The organism is Prevotella sp. oral taxon 317 str. F0108, from assembly GCF_000162415.1.
Taxonomy (GTDB): domain Bacteria; phylum Bacteroidota; class Bacteroidia; order Bacteroidales; family Bacteroidaceae; genus Prevotella; species Prevotella conceptionensis.
Window position 1 is genome coordinate 1 of record NZ_GG740119.1, and the last position, 687, is coordinate 687.

The following is a 687-nucleotide window of genomic DNA, read 5'->3' on the forward strand; positions in this document are numbered from 1 at the left end:
TTTTTCCTGCCGCATTGTAATGATAAGATAGCCCAACTACAGAAAATGGATGTTACCGTGAAAACCTATAAGAAAGAATTCCTTGCCTAGCACGATTGCCATTTATAAACAGGAAAAGTTGAAGGCCTTAATAACAAGATAAAGGTAATAAAACGAAATGCGTATGGATTTAGAGACGAGAAAGACTTAACTCTACGACTTTATGCACTGCATAACTGTCGTATCACTTGAAATGTCGGATGAACCAAAATACTTCTTTTCATCTTTTTTAAGATATAAATTTTATGGAGTAACTATTCAGCGATAATGAACGTTGAATATCAAGAACTTATAAACGTAACATTGTGGCAAAAAGGTTCAAAATGACATTCTTTACCAAAATCTGTATCGTCTTTTTATGTAACTTCTTGATAATCAATAGTGGTTTATACACCTTATCGCTGAATAGTTACTATTTTTATATTATGTTTCAATATGAGTTATTCTTTATAGCGAATGATTCGCATGTTGTTTATAATATTATCAAACAGTATTGAATCTTTTTCGACCATGTACAGTATGCTAATAGAATATGGAATAATTTCCTTCTCTCTGAATATCTTTTTCCTATTTTCTTTTATAAAAAAGCCTCGTCGTTCTTTCTCAACCCCTTCTATAAAAGACTCTGATAAAATTATCGCGTTATCA

Annotated in this window: 1 protein-coding gene and 1 pseudogene; one reads left to right on the plus strand and one right to left on the minus strand. The window is 31.0% G+C overall.

The features are described 5' to 3' along the window. Window positions 1-108 precede the first annotated feature (108 nt). Window positions 109-231 (plus strand): annotated as a pseudogene (locus tag HMPREF0670_RS16050) (transposase); the annotation flags it as partial. Between the two features lie 248 nt (window positions 232-479). Here HMPREF0670_RS16050 and HMPREF0670_RS17365 read toward each other — a convergent pair. Continuing rightward, a partial coding sequence (locus HMPREF0670_RS17365; RefSeq protein ID WP_044078554.1) for a hypothetical protein occupies window positions 480-687 on the minus strand: 208 nt, incomplete at its 5' end.